This window comes from Mobiluncus sp. (assembly GCF_985070215.1).
This window is the reverse complement of record NZ_CFKZQR010000009.1, coordinates 50,528-69,087: the sequence shown is the minus strand read 5'-3', so window position 1 is coordinate 69,087 and position 18,560 is coordinate 50,528. Positions and strand designations below refer to the sequence as shown.

Annotated in this window: 15 protein-coding genes; 1 reads left to right on the top strand and 14 read right to left on the bottom strand. The window is 59.8% G+C overall.

Features of this window, described 5'->3' with window-relative positions; all coding sequences use genetic code 11:
• Positions 1 to 288: 288 nt before the first annotated feature.
• The 5 genes from AC5LBQ_RS03370 to lepB form a co-directional block, all read right to left on the bottom strand.
• Positions 289 to 1,536 (bottom strand): UDP-N-acetylmuramate dehydrogenase, encoded by a 1,248-nt coding sequence (locus AC5LBQ_RS03370; RefSeq protein ID WP_493264633.1) that lies wholly within the window; start codon positions 1,534 to 1,536, stop codon positions 289 to 291.
• Between the two features lie 52 nt (positions 1,537 to 1,588).
• Complete coding sequence (locus tag AC5LBQ_RS03365; protein WP_493264632.1) at positions 1,589 to 4,246, bottom strand: translation initiation factor 2; 2,658 nt, start codon at positions 4,244 to 4,246, stop codon at positions 1,589 to 1,591.
• Between the two features lie 172 nt (positions 4,247 to 4,418).
• Positions 4,419 to 5,462: an adenosine deaminase gene (locus AC5LBQ_RS03360; protein WP_493264631.1), complete on the bottom strand. Its 1,044-nt coding sequence runs from the start codon at positions 5,460 to 5,462 to the stop codon at positions 4,419 to 4,421.
• Positions 5,463 to 5,527: 65 nt separating this feature from the next.
• A complete protein-coding gene (gene htpX, locus AC5LBQ_RS03355) occupies positions 5,528 to 6,379 on the bottom strand; it encodes a zinc metalloprotease HtpX (protein ID WP_493264630.1) in 852 nt (283 codons plus the stop codon).
• Positions 6,380 to 6,449: 70 nt separating this feature from the next.
• Positions 6,450 to 7,349, bottom strand: a complete 900-nt coding sequence (gene lepB / locus AC5LBQ_RS03350; protein ID WP_295027609.1) for a signal peptidase I — start codon at positions 7,347 to 7,349, stop codon at positions 6,450 to 6,452.
• A gap of 113 nt (positions 7,350 to 7,462) precedes the next feature.
• On the opposite strand from lepB, the gene AC5LBQ_RS03345 reads away from it, so the two are divergent.
• Positions 7,463 to 8,323, top strand: a complete 861-nt coding sequence (locus tag AC5LBQ_RS03345; protein WP_493264629.1) for an SDR family oxidoreductase — start codon at positions 7,463 to 7,465, stop codon at positions 8,321 to 8,323.
• 198 nt (positions 8,324 to 8,521) lie between these two features.
• On the opposite strand, the gene AC5LBQ_RS03340 is transcribed toward AC5LBQ_RS03345, so the two are convergent.
• The 9 genes from AC5LBQ_RS03340 to nuoH are packed head-to-tail and all read right to left on the bottom strand — an operon-like array spanning position 8,522 to position 18,557.
• Positions 8,522 to 8,920, bottom strand: coding sequence for a hypothetical protein (locus AC5LBQ_RS03340; protein WP_493264628.1), 399 nt, complete (start codon positions 8,918 to 8,920; stop codon positions 8,522 to 8,524).
• A 25-nt stretch (positions 8,921 to 8,945) separates the two neighbouring features.
• Entirely contained in the window at positions 8,946 to 9,998 is a 1,053-nt protein-coding gene (locus AC5LBQ_RS03335) for a polyprenyl synthetase family protein (protein ID WP_493264627.1), read from the bottom strand.
• A gap of 10 nt (positions 9,999 to 10,008) precedes the next feature.
• Positions 10,009 to 11,595: an NADH-quinone oxidoreductase subunit NuoN gene (nuoN, locus tag AC5LBQ_RS03330; protein WP_493264626.1), complete on the bottom strand. Its 1,587-nt coding sequence runs from the start codon at positions 11,593 to 11,595 to the stop codon at positions 10,009 to 10,011.
• Positions 11,592 to 13,184: a complex I subunit 4 family protein gene (locus tag AC5LBQ_RS03325; protein WP_493264625.1), complete on the bottom strand. Its 1,593-nt coding sequence runs from the start codon at positions 13,182 to 13,184 to the stop codon at positions 11,592 to 11,594. Before AC5LBQ_RS03325 ends, nuoN begins: the two co-directional genes overlap by 4 nt.
• A 12-nt stretch (positions 13,185 to 13,196) precedes the next feature.
• On the bottom strand, positions 13,197 to 15,188 hold the full coding sequence (nuoL, locus tag AC5LBQ_RS03320) for an NADH-quinone oxidoreductase subunit L (RefSeq protein WP_307741634.1): 1,992 nt from the start codon (positions 15,186 to 15,188) through the stop codon (positions 13,197 to 13,199).
• 15 nt (positions 15,189 to 15,203) lie between these two features.
• Positions 15,204 to 15,503, bottom strand: coding sequence for an NADH-quinone oxidoreductase subunit NuoK (nuoK, locus tag AC5LBQ_RS03315; RefSeq protein WP_282921025.1), 300 nt, complete (start codon positions 15,501 to 15,503; stop codon positions 15,204 to 15,206).
• Positions 15,500 to 16,474: an NADH-quinone oxidoreductase subunit J gene (locus tag AC5LBQ_RS03310; protein WP_493264624.1), complete on the bottom strand. Its 975-nt coding sequence runs from the start codon at positions 16,472 to 16,474 to the stop codon at positions 15,500 to 15,502. Before AC5LBQ_RS03310 ends, nuoK begins: the two co-directional genes overlap by 4 nt.
• Positions 16,471 to 17,202 (bottom strand): NADH-quinone oxidoreductase subunit NuoI, encoded by a 732-nt coding sequence (gene nuoI / locus AC5LBQ_RS03305; protein WP_493264623.1) that lies wholly within the window; start codon positions 17,200 to 17,202, stop codon positions 16,471 to 16,473. Before nuoI ends, AC5LBQ_RS03310 begins: the two co-directional genes overlap by 4 nt.
• Positions 17,199 to 18,557, bottom strand: coding sequence for an NADH-quinone oxidoreductase subunit NuoH (gene nuoH, locus AC5LBQ_RS03300; protein ID WP_282921022.1), 1,359 nt, complete (start codon positions 18,555 to 18,557; stop codon positions 17,199 to 17,201). Before nuoH ends, nuoI begins: the two co-directional genes overlap by 4 nt.
• Between the last annotated feature and the right edge of the window lie 3 nt (positions 18,558 to 18,560).

Sequence of the window (18,560 nt, the reverse complement as noted above, 5' to 3'; positions counted from 1 at the left end):
GGAGAATAGCCGGGTAGCTGCCAATAATGGCAGCTACCGCCCAAATCCCCCGGTTTATTGACACCCCTGACAGGTACACCCGGATTCTCACGCGCGTTCGGGCGGGTTTGTTGATTATCGAGGCGATTGCATAAACGACCGATTTCGAGTTGGAATCCGCAGTCACACCCGTCGTTCCGTTTGTAAAACTGCTGGTAGACACATTTTCGAGTCGGCAGAGTTGCGCTCGGAGGCGGTGAAATCGGTCATTCGTGCTGGATAGTGCGAATCTGGGTGATTCGTAAAGCGCTACAAAATGACCGGCTCAGGAACCAGGGTAACCCCATAAGCCCCCTGCACCGCGGCAATGATATGGCTGGCCAGAGCCTGAATGTCCGCAGCCGTGGCGTTGCCGCGGTTTGTTAGCGCCAGGACGTGTTTCGTCGAGACTCCCGCGCCGGCTCCCGGCAGGGTAAATCCTTTCGTAATGCCGGAGTGCTCGATGAGCCAGGCAGCCGACAGTTTCACGCCCACCTCCCCGGCACGGGCCGGCAGCGCCGCCTCCCAGCGGGGAGCATCCTGCGGCAGCTCCAAAGCCGCGGCCGCCGCGACCGGCAATATCGGATTGGTAAAGAACGACCCCACTGACCAGGTGTCATGGTCGGATGGGTCCAAAACCATGCCTTTAGAATGCCGCAGGTCCAGCACTGCCGTGCGAATTTGGGCCGCCGGTACGACCGTGCCCATCGGCACTCCGAGTGCCCCCGCCAATTGGGCGTAACGAACGGGTGTGCCCCCGCCGCGGCGCAGCGCAAAATCGACTTCCAGCACAATCCACCGCCCGGTAGCAGGGTTTGTTCCGGGTCGTGCCGGCGCAAACTGCGGCGTCCCAAAATTAGCTTCGACCTGCAGTCGAGACTGTTTTAGTAGGGAATCTCGGTAGCCGAACCGGAGGTCCGCGGCGCTCAAATACACCAGCCGGCGCTCCTGGCGGTCCCACGCCGTGACTCCCAGCAGGCAGTCCGCGACTTCCCCGCCGTAAGCCCCAATATTTTGCACGGGCGCCGCCCCGACCACGCCGGGGATTCCGCTCAGCGCCTCCAGCCCGGAAAATCCTTGCGTCACACAAAACTCGACCAGTCGGTCCCAAGCCAGTCCCCCGGACACGCTGAGAAATACGCATGAGGGCGTGGCGGCGGCGAGTTGCTGGGCTTTCGCCACGACCGCGGCGACGGCCTCGTTAGAGCCGCGAGACGCATCAGGGCGCAGCTCAGTGTCGGGTTCACGCCCCGGAGATGGTTGCTCCCCGCCAGCGCGTAGTTCACTGAACTCCTGCAAGGTCAACACCCGCACGTCCTCGCGGCCATCGCGAAGCACTAATCCAGGAAACTCGCCGTCCACCGGCACCAGATTCGACCCTCCGCCCAGGAACAACAGCGGCTCCCTGGCCGCGTCAGCTTGAGCAATCGCCTGAATCAGCTCGTCACGCCGCGCACTGAGCAAAAAGCGGCGCGCTTCTCCCCCCACGCGCAAAGTACATAAATCTGCCAATCGCACTGGTTAAGTCTCCTTTATCCCCGCACATTGTCCCTGGTTCGGGACGTGTCCACTAGGGCAGTTCTTCGATTTCAGCCTCGCCCTCAACGAATTCTTCGTACTGTCTCGGGGCAGGTCGCGGCTTGGCAAAGGTCGGCGGGTACACGGCCCGAGGGTCGATTCCTTCATCGGCCGCTTCCATGTTCATCGGGGCGTAGGGCTGTACGGGAGGAGGAACGTTGGGTCCGGCGGGGTTCACAAGCCCGGGATTTTGGGGAAAGCCCGGATTCGCCGGTGGAACTGGTTGGCCAGGGCTCACCGGCGCGCCCAGAACCTGCGGGCCGGGCTGACCCAAGTTGGCTTGCGGGTTTGGAAGCTGCGGGCCGGGCTGACCCAAGTTAACTAGCGGGTGCAGGGACGGTGGCGACGCGGGAGCACCCACGGTGGGGTATCCTTCCATCGTTCGCACCACAAAGGGATAACCCGGCGCAGCCTGATGTTCTGGCACCGCAGGATTCGCCGGATCCGCATGATTCACGGGATTGTTTAGCATCGGCGCACTAGGCTCTATGGGGGCACCGGGAATAGCTGGCGTAGTTCCCGCACCCGGCCCCGCTGGCGCACCGAAACCGGGAACCTGAGGTCCACCGGGCTGGCTGGCCAATGCTACGTTCTGGGGCTCGCCGCCCGGCCAGTTATTCGCAGGATTCGCTTCACCGGTGCCCATCCCTCCGGGGGAAAGGGGGTCGCCAGGAACTGGGAACGCCCCGCCCTGCGGACCCGCCGCAGACTGACCAGGGAACATAGAGCCTTCCGGCCCTGCCCCGGAAACCGCCGCGGGATTCCCGGGAGCCTCCGAGGCTGCACCATTGGTCCCTCCCGCATCCAAGTAACCGTAAGGCTGCGGATTGGGAATAGTGGGCGCGCCGTTGGGCCAGCCCCAAGGATATGCACCGTAAGCCCCCGCCATGTTGGGATTCATCTGCCAATATCCCGCCGCGTTGTAGCCGTACGGGTCGTAGCCATACCCGCCGTAAGGGTCGGAATACCCGGGATCCCCATATAACTCCGCGTAGGGGTTGGCCGTCCCGTAGCTGTAGCCGTCCGCATAAGACTGCATATAAGGGTCGGTTCCGAAATCTGCGTAGGGGTTGGCGAAGCCGCCGTATGGGTTGGCATATCCGTAGGGGTCATAGGCATAAGGGTCAAATCCGAAAGTTGTAATGGCCAGTTCCTGCATTTCCTTCTGTTCTTCCCAAGCCTTTTCCTGGCGCTCCATCTCGTCTTTTTCTTTGTAGAACTCGCCCCATTCCTGCAAAGTTTGCGAATCCAAACCGAACGCGGTGTCATTGACGGACTGACCCAACAGGTGTGCCAAGGCCGAATCTAGAGGTTCGCCGTCTTCTTCCTGCCCCTCGGACAGTTCGACAGTCTCCCCATGCTCACCGTCCTGGGCCAGCGCGGCATTGGGGTTCATCGGAATCAAGTTGGACGCCACACCCTCATTCAAAGCGACACGGTGTTCCACCAGTTCCCGTACAGCTTGGCGAATCTCTGCCAATCCCTTGCGTTCCTCCGGGGTCAATCCCATTCCTGCACGGGCAGCCAACTTGGACATATACGTGAAAGCCTGGGCGACTTCTTCGGGAGCCGAACCGGAACCGGGGGCGGTCAGCAGGTCCTTTTGGGGATTTTCTAGCGTGGACACAAACAGATTTTTCCTTGGCTGGGGTATAGATCCCTTAATAAGTTCGTCCTCGTCATAGTCCAACATGTTCCGGAAATTTTCCAAGCTGAACAGATTCGGGTCACGTTTTTCACTCATCACCTTGTCTCTCAGCGCCTTCATGAGGCGTCGAGACGGATCCATCTTGCGCATAAACCACCAGGTCGGAATGCAGGCGAGAGCCAACGAGCTCAGAGACACCACCCAACTCAACACCAGTGAGACGGCTGAGAGAGCGAACGGCCCGCTTTCGTATTGAAGTTGCGCCAGGAATTGCAGACACCGCGACACTCCCGCACCCAAAATGAACGTGGCGAACTTTTGCACATTGTTCAAGTCCTCGCGGCGCAGCGCCATATCCACCGCCAGCGGCACTCCCGGAACGGGATTCCGCCACGAAATGCGGTACTGGATATATACCGACATAGCCAGGAAGATGATGCCTTCTATCAGGTAATACCCTGCCGCGGCCAGAATTTCTTCGCCCGAAACGGAGGCATTCGGCCTTTCGAACGCGATTCCGCCCACCACCATCATGATTTCGGTCGCTATCCAGATGAGGATATACACAAGCCACGCCCGCAACCGGAAGCGCGGGCTGATGACCCAGTTGCGATTCGGCAGCCAGTTCAGGGGCCGGGGAAACCACACGTGAACCATCAACAGGTAAGGCAATTGGAAAGCGACCCCCACCAACAGCACCAGCATGGTATTCATCGAGTTAAACGCGTTTTGCGTCAACAACCCGGAGTTGTACAAGCTGATAAGGGCAGCCGGGCTGAGCATTACGGTAATCAGGGCGAAAGACAGGGCGACACGTAAAGTCCACTCTATCTGGAGGATAGCTCGGCGGTGGTGCATCGGCATGGTTCGGGGAACCTGAGGCCGAAATGGAATCATGATGATAAAAATTGCCAGCATGATTGGCAATGGCCCGAACTTGGTAAAAATCTGGAATGCCCAGGCCACCCCATTGGAGGGGAAGGTCAGCCATTCATCAAACACTGCGACGCCTTCCCGCTGGTGAATCCAAATGCTGCCCACCGGGCAGATTGCTGAGAGTTTGCCGGCAACAGGCTTCCGGCCGTTTCCGTGGCAGCCTTCACAGGATTAGCTAGAGGCACACAGCAAAACTCGTCGCCATCCCGGAAAGCAACTATCATCAGATTTTACCCGTTTAATTCCCAGGATTGGAACTCTTGAGCCACAAATCGATTTGCTCCAGCAGTTTTGTCTTGGTTTGCGCACCGGCCAGAGATGCGCGGACAGAACCTGCAGCCAGTTCAGCCAGCTCCCGGTCGGTGAACCCGGCGACCTGACGAGCAAATTCATACTGGTCCAACAGCCGAGACCGGAACAGCAGCGGATCGTCTGCCCCCAGCGCGACCGTAGCTCCGGCCTCAGTCAAGGTGCGCAAGGGAACTTCGGTGAGCGTGGGATACACCCCTAGGGACACGTTCGAGGCTGGACACACTTCCAGAGCTATACCGTGGTCGACCAGCGACTTCAGCAGGTCGGGTTGTTCCGCGGCCCTGACCCCGTGGCCCAGGCGGGCAGGATGCAGGTGGCGCACCACTTGGGCGATATGTTCCGGGCCGCGCAGTTCCCCGCCGTGGGGAAAGCTGGCCAGCCCCGCCCTCGCGGCGATGCGAAACGCCGGTTCAAAGTCAGGGGTGGAACCGGCACGTTCATCGTTGGACAGCCCGAATCCGATGACTTCCCCCGGCTGATCCCCGGCATAGCGAGAGGCTAAACGAGCCAAAGTCCGGGCATCCATCGGGTTGCGGGTGCGCGACGCCGCCACAATGACCCCGATTTCCACCCCGGTTGCCTCCGCGGAAACTTTCGCTTCGTCCAGGATGATTTCCAGGGCGGGGGTCAGCCCACCCACCCAGGGGGCATAAGACGTGGGGTCGACTTGAATCTCTAACCGCCCGGAGCCTTCCGCCGCGTCATCCTCGGCCGCCTCCCGCACAATGCGACGCATCACCGTTTCGCAGCGCACCAGGGCGCGCGCCAAGTCATAAGAACGTTGAAAACGGAACCAACCCCGCTCGTCAGCCGGGACGTGCAGGGGGTCGCCTTCACCCATAAAGCGGGGCAGGCGCTGCTTGGTTTCCCGAGCCAACTCCAGCAGGGTCTGGGGACGCATCGCCCCGGTAAAGTGCAGGTGTAGATGCGCTTTGGGCAAAGCCCGCAAATCCCGCTTCAGTTCACTCACGGTTACTAATCTAGGGGTTTTTCCCGCCGGACAAAACTTTGCCTCCAACCGCTGGGTTTCCAGGGCTAATAACCCGCCATTTCTTCCAGACGCTTAATCCTCTGATCCATCGGGGGATGTGTCGAGAACAGGTTACGCGCCCTAAACGGGTGGGCAATCATCATGGCAGACACAGTTTGACGCTGCGGAGTGGGCGTCAACGGGGCACGAGCCACCCCGGTTTCCAGCTTCTTGAGCGCCGAAGCCAGTGCCAGCGGGTCATTAGCCAGGCGCGCACCGTCCTCGTCCGCATCAAACTCGCGAGTCCGGGAAATACTCAGCTGAATGAGTGAAGCCGCGATAGGTGCCACCAAGGCGAGCGACAGGCCGGCAATCACCCCCCCGCCTTCACGGTCGCGCCCTCCAAAATACAGGGCAAACTGGGCTATGGACGTAATAACCCCGGCCAAACCGGCCGCCACCGAGGACGTGAGAATGTCCCGATTGTACACGTGCATGAGTTCGTGGCCCAGCACGGCCCGCAGTTCGCGTGGTTCCAGAATGTCCAGAATACCCTGGGTGACACACACCGCCGCGTGCTGCGGGTTGCGCCCGGTCGCGAAGGCGTTGGGGGTTTGGGTTGGGGCAATGTACAAGGCCGGCATAGGCTGGTCTGCCTGCTGGCACAAGCCCTGCACCATCGAGTACAGTTCAGGGGCTTGCTGGGGGGTGAGCGGCTGGGCATTCATGGCACGCAAAGCGATTTTGTCCGAGTTCCAATAGCCCACCGCGGTTTGAATCAGGGCGATGGTCCCGAACACGATAATCCACGTGCGGTTTCCGGTGCCGCCCGCTAACAGGGCGCCGATTGCCAACAGTACCATCCACAGCACACCCAGCAGCACTGCGGTTTTCAAGCCATTGAAATGTTTCTTCACGCTTTGATTGTAACGATAAGTGAGCTAAATCTCGCCGGGAAGTCTCCACCTACGGTACGAATTTTCCGCGCTATTTATTGTTTTTCGCGCCCTCCGGGGAGGCTCCGGGCGAGACAGCTTCGGTGGCAGGCGGCGGTGTCTGGGGCTGCTGGTCGCTCGGAGGCGGCTGGTTGGTCGGGGGCCGGGCCGTCTTGGTCGCGCGAGGCAGCTGATTGAGGCCCGGGTTGGAAAAAGTCTTAATCCGGCTCACGGGAAAATAGCGCAGCACAGTGCGGCCCACGATTTGTTCCTCGTCCACGAAACCGTGGTTGTTGTCGTCCTGATGGTAGCGGGAATCCCCGGAATTATCGCGGTTGTCCCCCATCACCCAGTACTTGCCGGCGGGCACGGTCACATCAAAAGACACCGGTATCGTGTTTGCGCCCTTCTTCACATAGGGTTCCGCCACGACCTTGCCGTTAACCTCAATCTTATTTTGGACATTGCAGCAGGTCACGTGGTCCCCGCTAACTCCAACGACCCGCTTGACCAGGTATCCCCCGGGATATTCAGGTTTCAGCTGCAACACCCGCAGCCCTTTATCGAGGGCCTGTCCAAAAGCGGTAGCAGCAAAACCGGTGGGGTTGTCGTTCTTAAACTCGTCAGGCAGCCAGTTGTGGCGATCCTCGAACACTACGATGTCGCCGCGCTCAATTGGCTGAAAGTTCTTCATTTTCGAAACAAAAATCCGGTCGCCCTTCATCAGGGTGTTTTCCATTGACTCGGAAGGAATCACGAAAAATTGAAAAACAAACGCTTTGGCCAGCGCCATTAAGACAACAGCGACGACTACCCCCACAACCAAGTCCACCCACCACGGCGAGTTCTTAGTTTTCTTGCGGTGAGTGCGCGACAGTGCGGACTCGGGGGTCGCTGCGGCGCGTTCGGCGGGGTCCCCAGTGTCCCGGGTCAGCTGCGTCTTTTTTCTCACGTCCTCAATCCTACCGTTTGACCCACACCGATTGCGTCTCAGGAATAGAATTTTGTCTAATCCGGGGTCTATGTCAGCCCTCGGTGGGAACAATCTGCAGGAAGGCGGGCAAGATGTTGTTTTTCAAACCTTTCAAGGCCCCAGTAAAGGGTGCCGTGGTGTTGATTACCGGAGCTGGGTCCGGGATTGGCCGGCTGATGGCCGTGGAAGCTGCCCGGCGCGGAGCCAGAGCCGTCATCATTTGGGATTTGAATGCCCAGGCCGGCGCGGAAACGGCCGGTATGGCGGAAGCTGCCGCCACGGCGTCGCGTTTCCGTTCCGGGGCGTTCACGGTGGACGTCACCGATGCCGAGGTCGTGCATGAAGCTGCTCGACAGACCTTGAGCGAGTACGGCAGGGTTGACATCCTCATCAACAACGCCGGTATCGTCACCGGTAAACCTATGTTGGAAACGACCGACCGCGATGTGCAGCGTTCTTTCGAAGTGAACACGATTGCCCACTACCGTACGGTTCGCGAGTTTTTGCCGGGCATGATTGCGCGTGACCGAGGTTCAGTCGTGACTATCGCCTCGGCAGCTGGGTTGGTCGGGGTACCGCGCCTGAGTGACTACAACGGTTCCAAGTTCGGGGCGGTCGGTTTTGCCCAATCCCTGCGTGAGGAACTGCGCCATATGGGTTCACACGTCCATACCTTGCTGTACTGCCCGTATTACATTTCGACCGGGATGTTCGCCGGGGTGAAAACAAAGTTTTCCCTGGTTTTGCCCATCCTTACTCCGGAAAAAGTCGCGACTCAGGTTTTGGACGCAATCGACAAAGGTACCCAGTTTAAGGTCCACCCCCCGATTGTGCGCCTGGTACAGATTTTGCAGGCCTTCCCGGTACCTTTCATGGACGCGATGGTGGAATTCTTCGGCGTCTCCGACACAATGAATGAGTTCACAGGTCGCGCCGCCGACGCTACGAAGTAGCGTCAAATCGGCGCGGCAACAGCGCGGAGCCGTTAAGAAACGGTGCTGGTGCACCGTTTCAGGCGGAGCACCGTAAAACCTATCCCGCCGACGCTACGAAGTAGCGTCAAATCGGCGCGACTGCGTACCCCCAATCTCGGAATGGTGCAAAAAAGGGCTTCGCCGCACAAATGTGCGGCGAAGCCCCTGTTCTAAGCCTTACTTTCCGGATTTTTTGGATTTACCGCTGGAATCAGCGGCGATCTCTTCCGCACAGGCTTTCACGGCATCGTCGACGGTGCGACGGTGTCCCGGCGTCAGGTCGTTCAACCGGCCCTCAACCACCGTAATCGCGGTGCCGGAAGGCAAATCTTCATAAACCTTATCGGCCGCGCAGACAGCCAAAGCCACAGACATAACGTCCACCACGGCGGCCTCTTGCTGCTTATCTTTAGCCTCCCCATCGGCACCACTCTTGGCGGCGGCGAGCTGGTCAGCCAGAGCCGTAGAAAACTCATCCTTGCTGGGTTTCGTCCCGTCCTTGGCTTCGTTTCCGCAGGCAGTCAAGCTAAATACCAGGGCTCCTGCCAGGCACAGTCCGGCAATTTTACGAATCATAGTGATATCCTCCTCAGTTTCAGGTCTACTTTAGGCGGTTAATTTGCAAGTGTGCAAAATCCGAGAGAGCGGCCTTAACTTTTCCTTCGGGAATTAGGTCCAGGTGTCCCAAGGCGCGTTCGACCCACTGCCCGGCCAGCCGCTTTGTTTCCGCCGTCACGGGGTGTGCCGCCAACTGGGCTGTGACCTGGGCTAAAACCGCATCGTCTTGCAGGGAGTCCGTATCGCTGATCGCTTTCAACAAGGCGCGGTCATCCTCGGTGTCCCGGCCCTCCTGCACGGTCTTTTCCAGCAGCAGGACGGGCAGCGTTTTCGTGCCGTCCCGCAGGTCGGCTCCGGGGGTTTTCCCGCTTTGAGCCTCGGTGGCCTGCAAATCCAGCACATCATCGGCAATCTGGAACGCCACGCCCAAATCCTCGCCGAACTGGGTCACGGCCGCAACCGTGGCCTCCTCGCAGCCGGATAGTTCTGCCCCATACAGCGCCGCACAGCCAATGAGCGCGCCGGTTTTGTCCCGCAACACGTCAATATAGAACTCGATGGGGTCGTCATCATCGCCGGGACCGAAAATGTCATGCATCTGCCCCAGGCACAACCGCTCGAAAGTTTGGGAATGCTGCGCCACGATGCTAGGTCCGAGTTCGGACACCAGCAGGGAGGCGCGGGCAAAAATCAAATCCCCCGCCATCACCGCCAGGGTGTTCGTCCACTGCACGTGAGCCGCGCGCACCCCGCGGCGCACGGTCGCTTCATCCATCAAATCATCGTGATACAGCGAAGCGAGGTGGGTCAGCTCCACCGCCACCGCGGCTTGCTTAACCTTGGTAGACACCGGCTGATCCGGGGCTCCCAGCTGGGAAATGAGCAGGGTCAGCAGGGGACGCATCCGTTTCCCGCCCGCGGCTCGCAGGTGGGAAACCAGTTCGGAGGTGCTATCCCGCTGCGTCTGGGTTTCCCGCGCCAACATCTGTTCGACATCCTCTAAGGCTTCCTGGAGTTTCGTCTCCAGTGAGCCCGGTGTCTCTAAGACAGAATCGGTCGAGACCGGGTATTGCGTAGCGGCCAGTTTTTTTCTCACGGGTTCAAGACTATGCGCCCAGAGTAAACAACGCCAAAAGCGGCTGGCTGGCGACACCCAATGCGATGGTCGCCAGCGCGCACAGCACGATGACACACTTGGTCAAGCCATCGCCAGCCGAGATGGTGGCGGTGTCTGAACCGGGTTCGGTAAAGAACATTCGCATGATGACCCGGAAGTAAAAGAACGCGGTAACGACCGAGGCCAGCAACCCAATCAGGACCAGGATGCCGTTGGCGGGATCCGCCGCCAAGCCTGCCTCAAACACGACGAACTTTCCGATGAATCCGCCGGTCAGAGGGATACCCGCGAAGCTCAGCAGGAAGATAGCCATCGCGGCGGCCATGGCCGGATGCTTACGCCCCAGACCGTCCCAAGAACTCAGCGCCGAAGCCTCCCCGCGCACCGTGCCTTCTGCGTCCTCATCACGCACAATCGAGACAACCGCGAAAGCGCCGATGGTCGCGACGCCGTAAGCCAAGACGTAAAAGACTATGGAAGTGAAAGCGCTCCCCGTAGTCCCGAACAGGGCAATCATGATGAAGCCCACGTGGGCAATCGAGGAGTATGCCAACATTCGCTTCACGTCAGTTTGGACGATGCCCAGGAACGTGCCCACCACGATGGTCGCGATGATGACCATCCACATGAGGACCACGAAGTCCCAACTCAGCTGCGTGTAGAGGAAACTGTACAGGTGCAGCAGGGCGCCGAAAGCAGCGACTTTCACCCCAGCCGCCATGAAGCCGGAAATCGGCGAGGGCGCCCCTTGGTAAACGTCAGGAGCCCAGGCGTGGAACGGCACGGCGGAAACCTTAAAGAACAGGCCCACCAGCAGCATGGCTCCGCCTGTCAGGAGCATCCAGTCCAAGCCCGAGTTCAAGGACACCGCGTTGGACATCTCAACCATGCTCAAAGTTCCGGTGTAGCCGTAGAGCATGGTGATACCCATCAGGAAAAATGCCGAAGCGAAAGCGCCGAGGATAAAGTACTTCAGACCGGCTTCTTGGCTCAGCAGGCGGCGACGCCGACCCATCGCGCTCATGATGTAGAGCGGCAAGCTCATCAACTCCAGCGCCACGAACAGGGTCAACAGGTTCCCCGAGCTGATGAAAGCCATCATGCCGCCCAGCGAGTAGAGGAACAAGGCGTACATTTCCGTGCGCTGGTAGCGAATCTTAATCGCGTAGTTTTCCTGGGAAGAGCCGGGGGTGTCGGCCGCCTGGGGAGTAAACGAGCCGTCGTTCGGGGTGGAGCGGTCAATGACGACAATGGCCGCCAACAGCCCTACGACCAGCAAAACCAGCTGGAATCCCAGCGAGAGCTGATCCTCAAACAGGGTTCCCGCCGCGATTTGCCGCGCCCCCTGCTGACCGACCACGGAGAAACGCCATGCCACCAGGATAATCGCTGTAATGATGCTGGCGATAGTGAGGAAGGCGTTGACGCCTTTACGGAAGCCGGGCCAGGGGAAGGCCTCGATTAGGGTCGCTAACACGGCGGCGCCCAGCAGGACTAGCAGGGGGCTTAGCGCATCCCATTCCACCACGGGGCTAACCTCCAAGGTTTTCACAATCACCGGAAGAATCGCGTTCATTGGGCGCCTCCTTCGCTCGTTGCCAAGACAGCTGAGGCAGACACCAACCCGCTATTAGACACCGCTTGATACATGAGAGCAGCATCAGGCTTGATCAGGTCCAAGGTCGGTCCGGGCAGAACACCTAAACCAAACATCGCTAAAACCAAGGGAACCATGATGAGTTTTTCCCGCCAGTTCAAATCGTCAGCCTCGCGAACCTCGCCGTCAATCGGCCCGGTAAACACATTCAGGTAAGGCACCAGTAGGTAAACCGAAGCCAGCACTACCCCGAGGATAGACACAATCGCCGCCGCGATGTTCATCTTAAACGTGCCGACCAGAATCAAGTATTCGGGCAGGAAACCGGACAGGCCAGGCAGGGCGATAGCCGCCAAGCCCGACACCAGGAACAGGCCTGCCAAAGTCGGGGTAACCCGCTGGAAACCGCGGTAGGCCGCGATTTCTTGGGTACCGCCTCGCGTAGTCAGCCAGCCGCTCAACAGGAACAAACCGGCTATAGACACCCCGTGGGCGACCATGTAGAGCATGGCGCCCTCAATCGCGGTCTGAGAGCCAATGTACAGCGCCAACACCATGAACCCGAAGTGGCTCACGGAAGTGAAAGACACCAAACGCAGCAGGTCCTTTTGCGAAATTGCCGCCAACGCCCCCCACAGAATCGAGATGATTGCCAAAACCACGATAACGGGCGCAACTTTGGCGGAGGCTGCGGGGAACAGCTGCCAGCAGAACATAATCATGCCCCAGGTACCGACCTTGTCCAGTACGCCCACCAGCAGCACGGAGGTGCCGCCGCGGGCGACCGCCGCGGTAGAAGGCAGCCAGGTGTGTACCGGCACCATCGGAGCCTTGATTGCGAAAGCAATGAGGAAAGTCGTCATGATCCACATCTCGGCTGCCCCGGGGTGGAAGTTCCCGGAGGTCAGATAATCCATGTGGAAAGCCCGGTCGCCACCGCCGGAATACACGTACACGCCGATGACGCCAAACAGCATGACCAAACCGCCCGCCAGGGAATACAGCACGAACTTGATAGCGGCGTGGCGGCGCACTTGTGCATCACCGTTGCCGTAACGGCCCACCAGGAAGTACAGCGGAATCAGCATCCCCTCAAAAGCGATATAGAACAGCAGCAGGTCACGGGCGGCGAACAGCAGCACCATGAAGGATTCCAAAGCCAGGATGAGGGCGGCGTAGCCAGCTGCCACTTTCGGGTCGGTGTCATCCCGCCAGGAAGCCAAAATAACCAGGGGGGTCAGGGCGGTGGCGAGGATAATCATCACCATGCCCAGCCCGTTGACGCCCAGCGCCCAAGACAGGCCAATCGCGGGCATCCACGAGTAGGATTCGCCCAGTTGGAAAGCTCCCGGCGTTTCCGGGGCGAAGTCATAGCTGGTAAACAGGGCCACCAGCACGCCTGCCAGGACCGCACTAGACACGGCGAGGGAAACTTCCCGGCCGATGGAACGCAGCCAGGGGATGAGCCAGATTGCCAGAGCGAACCCCATCGGGATACACACCAGCAAGGACAACCACGGGAAACCAGCCGTTGTCGGAATAGTTGTTTGAGTCAAAACCATGTTCATCCTTTGTTTACCTCACAGCCTTGTCGCCAATACCAGGACAAGAGCCAAAACTGTGCCGAACAGGGTCCAGCCAGCGTAGCGGCGCGGGGAGCCGGAGTGAGCCAGCGCCCCGACCTTACCGAGCCAGAGTGAGAGCCGACCGGTGCCTTCCACGATGCCGTCGATGACCACCCGGTCTGCCACCGCCACCCCGGAGGACAGCGCCAGCGTGGGGATAATCGCGACCTTTTCGTTGACAACGTCTTGGTAGAGGTCCTCGCGGGCCGCCATGATAAAGGCGTTGGCTTCGGGCACGGCCTTTTCGACCGGACGTTTCATGAACAGCGCCCACGCGGTGAGCACCCCGATGATGACTACCGCCAGGGTTAACCCAATCAGCAGGGCTTCGGGCATGACCGGTTCGCCGGGTTCGACCATCTGGCCGCGAGTACCGATATTCACGATGGGGTTCAGCCACGTCACGAACAGGTTACCTACCGAGAGCAGGCCACCGAGCGCAATGGAGAACACGGACAGCACCAGGAGCGGAATGGTCATCCACGGACCGGCCTCGTGCGGATGGACCGGGGCGCCTTCCGCTTCGGTGGTCCACCGGGCCTCCCCGTGGAAGATGAGGAAGAACAGGCGGGACATATAGAACGCGGTGATACCGGCGCCGAACAGGGCGATGAGACCGAACACCCAGGGATACCAAGTTCCGAAGTTCGGGTTGGGCAGGAAAGCCGCCTCGATGATTTTGTCCTTGGAGAAGAACCCGGAGAATGGCGGGATTCCCAGGATGGCCAGCCAGCCGATGAAGAACGCGAACCAGGTAATCTTCATGACTTTGAACAGCCCGCCGAAACGGCGAATGTTGACCTGTTCGCCCATCGCGTGCATGACCGCACCGGCAGACAGGAACAGCTGGGCTTTAAAGAACCCATGGGTAATCAAGTGGAAGATGGCAAATGCCCAGCCGACCGGGCCCAAGCCCGCACCCAACATCATGTAACCGATTTGACTCATGGTAGAGGCCGCCAGGACCTTCTTCATATCGTCTTTCGCGCAGCCGACGATGGCCCCGAACAGCAGGGTGATTGCCCCAACAATGGCCACGACCAGGGACGCGACCGGGGTTTGCGTATAGATAGCACCGGAACGGACCATCAGGTACACGCCCGCGGTCACCATCGTGGCGGCGTGAATCAGCGCGGACACCGGGGTCGGACCGGCCATAGCGTCACCGAGCCAGGCTTGGAGGGGGAACTGGGCGGATTTACCGCAGGCCGCCAACAACAGGAACAGGCCAATCGCCGTAGCCCAACCCGGCCGCAACGTAACGCCCAGCACAACCGCAAAGTCCACAGAGCCAACCACAGCGAACATCGACATCATCGCCAGCAGCAGCCCCAGGTCACCCACGCGGTTCATGATGAAAGCCTTGTTGGCGGCCAGGGCATTGTTGTGAACCTGGTTCCAGAAACCAATCAGCAGGTAGGACGCCAAACCGACGCCTTCCCAACCGACGAAAGTCACCAGGTAGGAACTGCCCAACACCAGGGTCAGCATGGAGGCCACAAAGAAATTCAGGTAGGCAAAGAAACGGCGTCGGTCGGGGTCAGCCGCCATGTATCCCACCGAATAGATGTGAATGAGGCCGCCGACAAACGTCACCAGCATCACAAACGAGATGGACAGCGGGTCCAGCAGCAGACCAAAGTTCACGTTCACTTCCGAACCGGGCAGCCAGTTCCACACCGTCAGGGTTTGCGCCCGGTTTTCAGGGGAGCGTCCCAGCATCTCTGCCAGAATGACCACACCAATGACGAAAGAAGCCCACGGCGCCAGCATCCCCAGGTAGTGTCCCCAGGAATCCACGCGGCGCCCCGCGATGAGCAGGAACATGGAACTGACGAAAGGAATGGCAATCATCAGCCAGGCGTATTGAGCCATGCCGGTGGCGGCCCCGAATTCCAGAATCGCGCCGCTAGCCAGCCCGTTGACAAGATTGAAAGTTTGCAGCATGTTTTCCTTTCCCCCTTAACCGTTCAACAGGTTGAAGTCGTCGAGGGAGGTGGTGCGCCGGGAGCGGAACAGCGACACAATCAGGGCCAAGCCGACCACGACTTCCGCCGCCGCCACGGTCATCACAAAGAACGCCAAGACCTGGCCGGTCATGTTGGCGTTGGCTTCTCCCAGAGCCACCAGCGCGATATTGCACGAGTTCAGCATGATTTCCACGCCCATCAGGGCGATGACTGCGGAACGGTGGAGCAGCACGGTCAGGGCGCCCACGGCAAAGAGGCCCAGGGCCACGAATACCAGGAACATCACGTTCATGCGTTTTCTCCTTCTTTCGTGGCTGCACCGGGTTCGGTGTGGCCCGCAATAGTGTTGTCAAGCGGTTCTGCCTGGTCTGGCAGGGTCTCGGGCGCGCCCGTTCCGGGCATTCCTGCCGCGCCGGAACGTGCGACCAGCGCGGATGATTTCGCACCGTGCAAGCTCACGTCGCCACTGGCTTCGGCCGCCAACGCGCGAGCAGCCCACGGCGAGGCTTCCCCAAGCGAGCGTTCTTCGCCGCGAACCCGCACCACGCGCGGCACGGATTCCGGCACCGGACGCAGGGTTTCGCCGCTGATAGCCGGCACATCCAAAGCATTGGTTTCGGCGTAAACACCCGGCGGCACGGTCTGACCCAAGACATGACCGGTCTCCCGGTACGCTTTCATCCGCTGTTTCACCAGGAAAGACTGGGTCACGCGCGGCAGCAGCGCCTCGGAGTGGGTCAGGCTCATCGCCCCGAGGGCGGCCACAATCAGCAGGGTCGCGACCATTTCCAGCGGAGCATAGTAAGTGTTGATGACTTCGGAGGCCAGCCGGACCGGATTCGGATCCCCGCTGGGTTGCGCCGGAGCCCCATTCACCGTGGTGTTTGCGGCGGCCACTATCGCCATAATCCCGAAAGCGACGACCAATAGCACCGCCACCGCCACGGTCACGACTTTGGAGTCTCGCGGCGAGTCCACGGCTTGTACCCCCACCAACATGATGACGAACAGGAACATCATCATGATGGCGCCGGTGTAAACCACAATCTGAACCGCGCCCAGGAACTCGGCACCGACCGAAAAGTAGATGCCGGCCACGCACACCATCATGGCGACCATGTAGACCGCGGCGTGAACAGCCCGATTCGACAGCGCGACACCCAAAGCCGCAATCAACGCCAGGGCGGAACACACCGCTACGAAGATTGCCTGACCGGTGCCCATCTCGGGTAAGGCCGCGGCCGCTTGCAGCAAGTGGCTCATGCTTTCACCTCCTGTGCCGGTTTCCCGGCGCTGGCCAAGGAGGCATCGTGCGGACGGCGACTCGCGACCCAGTCAATCTGGTCGGGGGTCGCGCCGGTGACGCTTCCGTTGTAGTAATCCATGTCAGAAGTGCCTGACGCCATCGGGTGCGGCGTGTCGAGCATTCCGGCATTCAAAGGAACCAACAGGCGGTCCTTTTCAAAAATCAAATCCTCGCGGTTGTCGTCCCAAATCTCGTAATCGTTGGACATCGTGAGAGCCCGCGTCGGGCAGGCTTCGATGCACATCCCGCAAAAGATGCAGCGCAGATAGTTGATTTGGTAGACCCGCCCGTAACGTTCCCCGGCGCTGTATTGTTCCTCCGGGGTGTTCGAGGCGGCCTCCACATAGATGGCGTCGGCCGGGCAAGCCCAGGCGCACAGTTCGCAGCCCACACACTTTTCCAAGCCGTCCGGGTAGCGGTTCAGCTGGTGACGTCCGTGGTAGCGCGGCTGAGTCGGCACCTTTTCGAACGGATACTGTTCAGTGACGTAGGGGCGGAAGAAGTTGCGGAACGTGACTCCGAAACCGGCGACCGCTTTCAGCGACTCCGCGATGGGGCCTTTTTTCTTCCGTTGCCACAGCTGGGGATCCGCGTCCGCGGCGGGGGCAGGACCGGTTGACGAGGCGGCGCGGTCCGGTTCGTCAGGGGAGGCGACCAAGTTGTTGTCAGAAGTTTGCTCGCTCACTTTTCTTCCTTTCCGCCCGTGATGGCCGTTTCAGCCGGGATGTTGGGAGTTACTTTCAAGAGTCCAGAACGCGGACTGGGGGGCAGCTCTTGTCCCGGGAGGGGCGGGACCGGGAATCCGTCCGCCATCGGGTCGAAGGGTTTGTCCGCAACCGGTTTCGCTTTCTTGACGGGAATCAACATCACGATGACCAGCAGCACCACACAGACCCCCGCTACCGCAATCATGATTTGTTGCGAGTTGAAGCCGAAGAACACGGGCAGCGCCTTAATCCAAGCCACCGCTATCATCCACACGAAACCGACGGGAATCAGGACCTTCCAGCCCAGGTTCATGAACTGGTCGTAGCGGAAGCGCACCTGGGTGCCGCGAACCCACACGAAAATCCAGAACAGGAACCACACCTTGAGGGTGAACCACAGAATTCCCCACCACGGCGACCCGGTGACGGGGTTCATGAAGTCCCACGGCCACGGCGCTTTGTAGCCGCCCAGGAACATGGTTACCGCCACGGCGGAAACATTAAAGATGTTGATGTATTCCGCCAGGTAGTACCAGGCGAAGTTCATTCCCGAGTATTCGGTTTGATGCCCAGCCACCAGTTCGCTTTCGCATTCCGTCAAGTCGAACGGCAGACGGTTCGTTTCCCCGAAAGAAGCAATGAGATAGACGATGAAGGCGGGCAACAGTCCCAGCAGCCAGCTCGGATCCTTTTGCGCCTCCACGATTTCGGAGGTGGACATGGAACCAGCCATGATGAACACGCTGACCAAGGCGGTGCCCATCGCCAGCTCATAGGAGATAACTTGAGCCGTGGAACGCACGGAACCGAGCAGCGGGAACGGAGAGTTCGCCGACCAGCCACCCAGAACAATCCCGTAAATCCCGATGGAGGAAATCGCCAGCACGATTAGCGTGGCGACCCCGGAATCAAACAACTGCAGCGGGGTGGAGATTCCGCCAATCGTCACGTTGGGCCCGAAGGGAATCAGCGCGAAGATGGCGAAAGCCGTGAATGCCACCAGAATCGGGGAAACCAGGTAAATCAGGGTGTCGGCGCCTTTGAGACGGAAGTTTTCTTTGAACACCATCTTGCCGGCGTCCGCAACGGCTTGGAGCAAACCGAGCGGGCCGCGCACATTCGGACCGGGACGGGTTTGGATACGGCCCAATCCGCGTCGCTCCACCCACAGTGCCAACAGCACGTAGAGAATCAGCGTCACGATGATAATCAGGGCTTTGATGAGGGAAATCCACCAGGTTTCCTGGCTGAAGTCAGCCCCTTTCGGAGCCGCTGCCACGGCGGGCCAAAGGTCAGCTCCCATAACGGTCAGGATAGGAATCAATGTGTACATGAT

Bases quoted from the DNA above. Each gene is read 5' to 3' on its own strand.
- AC5LBQ_RS03345 (WP_493264629.1), top strand. From the start codon at position 7,463: ATGTTGTTTTTCAAACCTTTCAAGGCCCCAGTAAAGGGTGCCGTGGTG.
- AC5LBQ_RS03340 (WP_493264628.1), bottom strand. From the start codon at position 8,920: ATGATTCGTAAAATTGCCGGACTGTGCCTGGCAGGAGCCCTGGTATTT.
- nuoN (WP_493264626.1), bottom strand. From the start codon at position 11,595: ATGAACGCGATTCTTCCGGTGATTGTGAAAACCTTGGAGGTTAGCCCC.
- AC5LBQ_RS03325 (WP_493264625.1), bottom strand. From the start codon at position 13,184: ATGAACATGGTTTTGACTCAAACAACTATTCCGACAACGGCTGGTTTC.
- nuoL (WP_307741634.1), bottom strand. From the start codon at position 15,188: ATGCTGCAAACTTTCAATCTTGTCAACGGGCTGGCTAGCGGCGCGATT.
- nuoK (WP_282921025.1), bottom strand. From the start codon at position 15,503: ATGAACGTGATGTTCCTGGTATTCGTGGCCCTGGGCCTCTTTGCCGTG.
- AC5LBQ_RS03310 (WP_493264624.1), bottom strand. From the start codon at position 16,474: ATGAGCCACTTGCTGCAAGCGGCCGCGGCCTTACCCGAGATGGGCACC.
- nuoH (WP_282921022.1), bottom strand. From the start codon at position 18,557: ATGTACACATTGATTCCTATCCTGACCGTTATGGGAGCTGACCTTTGG.